We start from the raw sequence: 231 nt of genomic DNA, 5'->3' as shown, positions 1-231 counted from the left end.
TGATCCAAAAACGACGTGCGGTGGCAAGTACATCGACACCACGACCGGCAAGGTCATCTACCAGTAATTCAACTTCATTAATACAACTGTGGCGGGTCCCTTTCGGGGCCCGCCACAGTTGTATTTCTGGATAACGATTGCCGTCGCATAAGTCCTATTTTATCCTGAATTCTGGTAACGATTGCGTATCATTCGTTGCTATTACTAGTGAAAAGAGCCGATTCGAGCCAA

It is taken from the genome of Candidatus Nanopelagicales bacterium, assembly GCA_028687755.1.
Lineage (GTDB): Bacteria > Actinomycetota > Actinomycetes > S36-B12 > S36-B12 > UBA11398.
Note: the sequence above shows the minus strand (reverse complement) of the source record.